This window comes from Streptomyces xiaopingdaonensis (assembly GCF_000262345.1).
GTDB lineage: Bacteria > Actinomycetota > Actinomycetes > Streptomycetales > Streptomycetaceae > Streptomyces > Streptomyces xiaopingdaonensis.
Genome location: NZ_AJTQ01000026.1, coordinates 1 through 6,316 on the forward strand (window position 1 = coordinate 1; position 6,316 = coordinate 6,316).

The window sequence follows — 6,316 nt, forward strand, 5'->3', positions numbered from 1 at the left end:
AGGTGGAGACGGGATTTGAACCCGTGTAGACGGCTTTGCAGGCCGTTGCCTCGCCTCTCGGCCACTCCACCATGGTAGGGCCCTGAGACCCCCTCCGAGCGGACGACGAGATTCGAACTCGCGACCCTCACCTTGGCAAGGTGATGCTCTACCAACTGAGCTACGTCCGCACTGCCGCTCCCGGGATCCACCGCGAGCCGCGTTGCCGCCGAGCTGCTTGCGCGTCCCGGCGACGTGTTGAACTTTAGCGGATTCCCGCCCCAGCTCAAATTCCGTTTGCCCAGCCAGGGTCCACAGCAGGACAGAACGGGCACAGCGCTGGCCATAGACTCGTCCGATGCCCGACTCCGCGCCCATGGCCTGCTTCGACGGCCTGCTCGCAACCGACCTCCGCGACGTCACGACCGACCCGGCGGCGCTCGACTCGAAGGGCTGGTGGGCGGTGGTCGCCTCCTTCGAAGGGGCGGTGGTCTGCGCTCGCTTCGGCGACGTGCGCCCCGCACCGCTGCGGCGCACGGCGAGGTGGCGGGGGCCCGCCCCCGAAGCCTGGCGCAGCTCCCTCGACCGCGCCGCCTACACCTCGGCCGTCCGTCGCATACGCGCCGCCATCGCCGCGGGCGACGTCTACCAGGCCAACCTCTGCCGCACGGTGACCGCACCGCTGCCCGACCCGGACGCCGCCGACGTCGAGGCGCTCGCGTCCCTCCTCGTCCGCGGCAACCCGGCCCCGTACGCCGGGGCCGTGCGCCTCCCCGCGCACGGCGTCGAAGTCGCGACGGCCTCGCCCGAGCTGTACCTCTCCCGCAACCGCCGCACCGTCCGCTCAGGACCGATCAAGGGCACGGCGCCGCACCCCGAACTGCTCCTGGAAAAGGACCGCACGGAGAACGTGATGATCGTCGATCTCGTCCGCAACGACCTCGGCCGGCTCTGCCTCCCCGGTTCGGTCTCCGTGCCCGCGCTCTGCTCGGTCGAGGCGCACCCGGGCCTCGTCCACCTCGTCTCCACCGTCGAGGGCGAACTGCCCGCCGGTGCCGGCTGGCCCGAACTCCTCGGCGCCACCTTCCCGCCCGGCTCGGTGACGGGGGCGCCGAAGAGCTCGGCGCTGCGCCTCATACGGGAGTTGGAGACGGTGCCGCGCGGCCCGTACTGCGGCGGCGTCGGCTGGGTCGACGCGGACCACGGCACCGGCTCGCTCGCCGTCGGCATCCGCACGTTCTGGGTGGAGCGCGCGGGCGGCGCCGGCCGGCTCCGGTTCGGCACCGGCGCGGGCATCACCTGGGGCTCGGACCCGGACGGCGAGTGGCAGGAGACCGAACTGAAGGCACGCCGCCTGCTCGCGATAGCGTCGGGCATGGATGTACAGGCATACGGTGCCCCACGCGACGGCGACGCCGCAGCGCACGCACCTGCGGTCCCCGCGGACCGCCCCGGCACCCCACGGTGAGGATGGCCCACGTGAAGATCTGGCTCGACGGCCGACTGCGCGACCCCGACAGCGCCTACGTCTCCGTGCTCGACCACGGACTCACCGTCGGCGACGGCGTCTTCGAGACGCTCCAGGTCGCCGACGGCACCGCCTTCGCACTCACCCGCCACCTGCGACGGCTCACCCGCTCCGCGACCGGACTCGGCCTGCCCGAGCCCGACTTGGACGAGGTACGCCGCGCCTGCGAGGCCGTGGTGGCGGCGAACCCGATGGAGTTCGGCCGGCTGCGCATCACCTACACGGGCGGCGTCTCGCCGCTCGGCTCGGCGCGGGGCGAGGAGCGCCCCACGCTCGTCGTCGCGGCCGGAGAGACCTCCCGCCGTCCCGACTCCACCACCGTGATCACCGTGCCCTGGACGCGGAACGAGCGAGGAGCGCTCACCGGCCTGAAGACCACCTCGTACGCCGAGAACGTCGTGGCCCTCGCCAGGGCGCGGCAACAGGCCGCCACCGAGGCGCTCTTCGCCAACACCGCGGGGGCGCTCTGCGAGGGGACCGGCTCCAACGTCTTCGTCGTCCTCGACGGCGCGCTCCACACCCCGCCGCTCTCCTCCGGGTGCCTCGCCGGCATCACCCGCGAGCTCGTCCTGGAGTGGACGGGCGCCCACGAGACCGACCTCCCCCTCGACGCCCTCGACCGCGCCGAGGAGGTCTTCCTCACCTCGACCCTCCGCGACGTTCAGGCGATCGCCCGCGTCGACGAGCGCGCCCTCGCCCCGTCCCCGGGACCGGTCACGGCGAAGGCGATGCGCACCTTCGCCGAACGCGCCGCCGCCGACCGCGACCCGCGCTGAAGCACCGAGGGGGGCGTATGACGACGACACTTCGGCCGAGCGGCCCCGAGGAGCCCGCGGGGGAGGGCGGCACCTCCCGGGCGTACGAAATCCTCGACAACGGGCGCCGGATAGGCGGCCTGCGGCTCACCGCGTACGCACGCGGCGCAGGCGCCGTCTCCGACCTGCATGTCGCCCCCGAGGAGCGGCTGCGCGGCCGCGCGACGATCGCGCTCCTCGCCGCCGAGGAGGTGCTGCGGGGCAGGGGCTGCCGGCGGATCGAGTGCGGGGTGCCCGCGGAAGCGGCCGAAGCTCTCCACCTCGCCGCGGCGCTCGGCTACCGCGAGACCGGCAGGCACCTCGTCAAACCGCTCGCCGCCGCGCCGCGGTTGCCGCCCGGCTCCCGCGCACGTCCGATGACGCGCGACGAGTACCCGCGCTGGGTCGAGAACGGCCGTGTCGTCCACGTCGAGCTCACCCGTGCCTCGGGGCTCTCCGAGTCGGAGGCGGACGAGAAGTACCGCGCGGCGCTCGCACGGCAACTCCCGGACGGGCCGGCCACCGAGGGCGCACGGCTCCTCGTGCTGGAGCACGCGGAAGACGCGGTGGGCACCCTGTGGGTCGGGATGCGCGGCTCACCGCGGCCGGGGCTGGCGTGCTGGGTCTGGGACGTCCTCGTCGAGCCCGGGCACCGGGGGAGCGGGCACGGGCGCTCGCTGATGCTCGCCGCCGAGGCGGAGTGCTTCGCAGCAGGCGCCGACCGCCTCGGCCTCAACGTCCACGCGGGCAACATCCCGGCCCTCCACCTCTACTACTCGCTCGGCTACGAGTCCGTGGAGGTCTTCCACGCCAAGCACCTCGCCTAGCGGCTAGCCGCCGGCCCCGTCGACCAGCCCCTCGATCCGCTGCCGCAGCCCCTCCTGGCTCTTCCCGCCGTCCAGCCGCTCTCCGGCGACGACGTACGTCGGTGTCCCCTGCACGCCGAGCGCCTTCCCCTCGGCCTGGTCCGCGTCGACGATCAGCAGGTGCCGTCCGTCGATCAGTGCCGTCTCGAACTCCTCGACGTCCAGGCCGAGTTCACCGGCGACGCGGACGAGCATCGCCTCGCCCTCCCGCCCCAGCTCCTCCGTGCGTGCAAGCAACGCGGCCGCGTACGCGTCGCCGCTGCCCTGCGCGTACGCCTCCTCGGCGGCCTGTGCCGCCGCGTAGGCGTGCTTGTGCTTCTCCAGCGGGAAGTGGCGCAGCCGGATCTCCAACTCGGCGCCGTAGCGCGCCCGGAGCGTCTCCACGTCGGCGAGGGCCCGGTGGCAGTCGGGGCACTGGAGGTCGCACCAGAAGTCGAGTACAGGGGTGTCGTCCATGCCGCCATCTTCTCAGCCGCGGCGACCCGGAGATCTCCCCGAGGTCGGGCAGGGGGCGTGGCCTCGCCGCGGGGCGGCAAGGCAGGATGGAGTCATGCTCACCACGACCGTCTGTGCCGCGCTCTCGGCAGCGGGCCTCGCCGTCGCCTTCCTCACGGCCTGGCGCCGCAGGTTCGTCGTCGCCACCCGTATCGCCGCCGTCTCGCTGCTGCCGGTCGGGCTCGCGATGGCCGGCCTCGTCGGGCTCGGCGGCAAGATCGTCCGAGCCGTCGGCTCGTGGGCGGCCGACCTGGTGCTCAAGCCGACGGTCTGGGCGGGGTTCGCGGTCCTCGCCGCCGCCGTCGTCCTCTACGTCGTCGCGAACTTCGCCTCCCGCCGCTCCTCCGGCGCGCCCGCCGCACGTCAGCCCGCAGCACCCGAGGCCGCGGCGCCGCCGCAGGTCGGTTCGGGCGGCAAGGAGAAGGGCGCGCCGAGCGCCGCCGGCGGCGAGGACTTCTCCGACATCGAGGAGATCCTCAAGAAGCACGGCATCTGACGGACCCCCTTTACACGACGGGCAGCCCCCGCCGCGACCCAAAGGCGAACTCCGTACCCGCAAGAGCGTGTTGAGCGGCTTCGCCCCTTTCCGCTGCGACATCATCGCGGCGAGATGGAGACCACGCCCGATCCCGACCTCGGCTTCGACGAGCCGGGGCCACCGCCCCCCGCGCACCCCGGCAAGCCACGAGGCTGCCTCTACGCACTCTCGCAACCACCACTGATGCTCTTCCTCGCCGTGATCGCCACACTTCTGGGGCTCACCGGGGCCCACGACCTTCTGCTCTGACCTCAGGCGCGGACGCCGGCCCCGGTCGCGCGCGAGTCGCGCTGCCGCGCGCGGTAGGCGGCGACGTGGAGGCGGTTGCCGCACGTGCGGCTGGAGCAGTAGCGGCGCGAGCGGTTGCGGGAGAGGTCGACGAAGGCGCGTCCGCAGCCCGGCGCCTCGCACCGGCGCAGCCGGTCGCGCTCGCCCGAGACGACGAGGAAGGCGAGCGCCATCCCGCCGTCCGCCGCCAGGTGGTCGGCGAGGGAGGCGCCCGGCGCGAAGAAGTGCACGTGCCAGTCGTACCCGTCGTGGTCGGTGAGCTGCGGTGTCGTACCGGCCTGCGCGACGAGGGAGTTGATCGGTTCCGCCGCGGCGCGTGCGTCCTCGGCCGCGAAGATCTCGGCGAACCGGTCCCGCACCCGGCGCACCGCGGCCAGGTCGGCAGCCCCGAGCTCACCGACCCCGCTGACGCCGTTCCGCTCCACGTACGCGCGAAGGGCTGCGACGCTCTGGAGCGTGTCGGGAGCGGCTTCCTCCGCCGCGGTGTTCAGCAGGTCGACTACGTAGTCGAGCGCGCCCCGGGTGTCGTGGTTGATCTGCACGTCTCTCGCTCCTGCTCGGCAGCGGATCGGCGGGCGGCACCCCGGCGGCCCGCGCGGACCGCCCCGGGACGCCGAGCCCGGTGCGCACAGAGCCTAGCCGCTGCCAGCACCGAGGCGCCGTCCTCGCGTGTGGGATACGCGAGGACGGCGCCTCGGTTGTGCGGTTGTGCCGGGCCCCAGCCGTCGCCCCGAGTCGGACGGCTGGGTACCGGCGGTCTCAGCTCTCGGCGAGGATGTGCGAGAGCTCCGTGTCGAGGTCGAAGTGTCGGTGCTCGGTGCCGGGGGGTACGGCGGCGTCCGTCCGCTTGAGGAACGATTCCAGCGCGCGTGCCGGTGCTTCGAGGAGTGCCTCGCCCTCTGGGGAGCTGAGGGCGATGCAGGCGACTCCCTGTCCGTGACTGCGGGACGGCCACACCCGGACGTCGCCGGTGCCCGTGGGGCGGTGGAGACCTTCGGCGAGGAGGTCGCGGGCGAAGACCCATTCGACCGTCTCCTCGGCTCCGGTGTGGAAGGTGGCGTGTACGGCGTAGGGGTCCGCCGTGTCGTACCGCAGGCCCGCGGGTACAGGCAGTGATGACTCGCTCGAAACAACGAGGCGCAGGTGCAGCTCGCAGCTGACCGTAGTGTTCATAAGCGCCAGGGCCTTTCGCTCAGTGTGCGCTCGGGGGTTCGCACGTCGGCGACATCGACATGCCACCTACGGGCCGGTTGTAAACCCCTCTGAGTGTTTTGTCGGAAATCGGCGGCTTTATATGGCTCTCGACTGGTTTTCGGTGTGCATCCATTCCGGTGAAGGACGGAGTCCGGTAGCTTTCCCAACATGAACGCGGAGAGTGACGGGACGCCCCGGGGATCACGCGCCCCCGGTTTCGTCCGCAGTTCCAGGACCCTGCACCTCTGCTGGAGGGGCGGCGTCTTCGTCGTCGGCCTCGCCGTGGTCGCTGCCGGGGTGGCGATGCTCGTGCTGCCCGGTCCGGGCTGGTTGGTGATCTTCGCCGGGCTGGCGCTCTGGGCCACCGAGTTCGCGTGGGCACAGCGTGTGACCGGCTGGACCAAACGGCAGTTGCGGCGCTGGGCGAACCGTGCGCGGCGCCGCGTGCGGGAGCGCCGGCACGCGAGGAACGGACGGGAGAGCGGGCCGGAGCAGGCGGACGAGGAGCCGGCGCCGGCCTCGCGGTCGGGCGCCTGAGCGCGGTGCGGAGCACCCGCTGACATGGGGTAACGTTGTCCGCGCAGCCCGGGGCGATTAGCTCAGCGGAAGAGCGCTTCGTTCACACCGAAGAGGT

The 6,316-nt window shown here is 72.8% G+C and carries 9 protein-coding genes and 2 tRNA genes; 6 read left to right on the top strand and 5 right to left on the bottom strand.

Annotation, left to right across the window (positions count from 1 at the left end; genetic code table 11):
- A tRNA-Cys gene (locus UWG_RS0101565) sits at positions 1–71 on the bottom strand.
- A gap of 26 nt (positions 72–97) precedes the next feature.
- A tRNA-Gly gene (locus tag UWG_RS0101570) sits at positions 98–170 on the bottom strand.
- A 167-nt stretch (positions 171–337) separates the two neighbouring features.
- Between UWG_RS0101570 and UWG_RS0101575 the strand changes: the two genes are divergently transcribed.
- Genes UWG_RS0101575 through UWG_RS0101585 form a run of 3 tightly spaced genes read left to right on the top strand, consistent with a single transcriptional unit; the run spans position 338 to position 3,128 of the window.
- Positions 338–1,447, top strand: coding sequence for a chorismate-binding protein (locus tag UWG_RS0101575; protein ID WP_016905448.1), 1,110 nt, complete (start codon positions 338–340; stop codon positions 1,445–1,447).
- 11 nt (positions 1,448–1,458) lie between these two features.
- Positions 1,459–2,283 (top strand): aminotransferase class IV, encoded by an 825-nt coding sequence (locus UWG_RS0101580; protein WP_016905449.1) that lies wholly within the window; start codon positions 1,459–1,461, stop codon positions 2,281–2,283.
- A gap of 17 nt (positions 2,284–2,300) precedes the next feature.
- Complete coding sequence (locus UWG_RS0101585; protein ID WP_016905450.1) at positions 2,301–3,128, top strand: GNAT family N-acetyltransferase; 828 nt, start codon at positions 2,301–2,303, stop codon at positions 3,126–3,128.
- Positions 3,129–3,131: 3 nt separating this feature from the next.
- Here the strand turns inward: UWG_RS0101585 and UWG_RS0101590 are convergent, their stop codons facing one another.
- Positions 3,132–3,623 (bottom strand): DsbA family protein, encoded by a 492-nt coding sequence (locus UWG_RS0101590; RefSeq protein ID WP_016905451.1) that lies wholly within the window; start codon positions 3,621–3,623, stop codon positions 3,132–3,134.
- Positions 3,624–3,717: 94 nt separating this feature from the next.
- On the opposite strand from UWG_RS0101590, the gene UWG_RS0101595 reads away from it, so the two are divergent.
- Positions 3,718–4,158: a hypothetical protein gene (locus UWG_RS0101595; RefSeq protein WP_016905452.1), complete on the top strand. Its 441-nt coding sequence runs from the start codon at positions 3,718–3,720 to the stop codon at positions 4,156–4,158.
- Positions 4,159–4,272: 114 nt separating this feature from the next.
- The gene (locus UWG_RS33305; protein ID WP_016905453.1) at positions 4,273–4,449 is read left to right on the top strand and encodes a hypothetical protein; all 177 of its coding nucleotides are present in this window, start codon (positions 4,273–4,275) and stop codon (positions 4,447–4,449) included.
- A gap of 2 nt (positions 4,450–4,451) precedes the next feature.
- Here UWG_RS33305 and UWG_RS0101605 read toward each other — a convergent pair whose 3' ends face one another.
- The gene (locus tag UWG_RS0101605) at positions 4,452–5,030 is read right to left on the bottom strand and encodes a CGNR zinc finger domain-containing protein (protein WP_016905454.1); all 579 of its coding nucleotides are present in this window, start codon (positions 5,028–5,030) and stop codon (positions 4,452–4,454) included.
- A 217-nt stretch (positions 5,031–5,247) separates the two neighbouring features.
- Entirely contained in the window at positions 5,248–5,661 is a 414-nt protein-coding gene (locus UWG_RS0101610; protein ID WP_016905455.1) for an SsgA family sporulation/cell division regulator, read from the bottom strand.
- Between the two features lie 189 nt (positions 5,662–5,850).
- Between UWG_RS0101610 and UWG_RS29300 the strand changes: the two genes are divergently transcribed.
- Positions 5,851–6,219, top strand: a complete 369-nt coding sequence (locus UWG_RS29300; RefSeq protein WP_016905456.1) for a TIGR02611 family protein — start codon at positions 5,851–5,853, stop codon at positions 6,217–6,219.
- Positions 6,220–6,316: the final 97 nt, after the last annotated feature.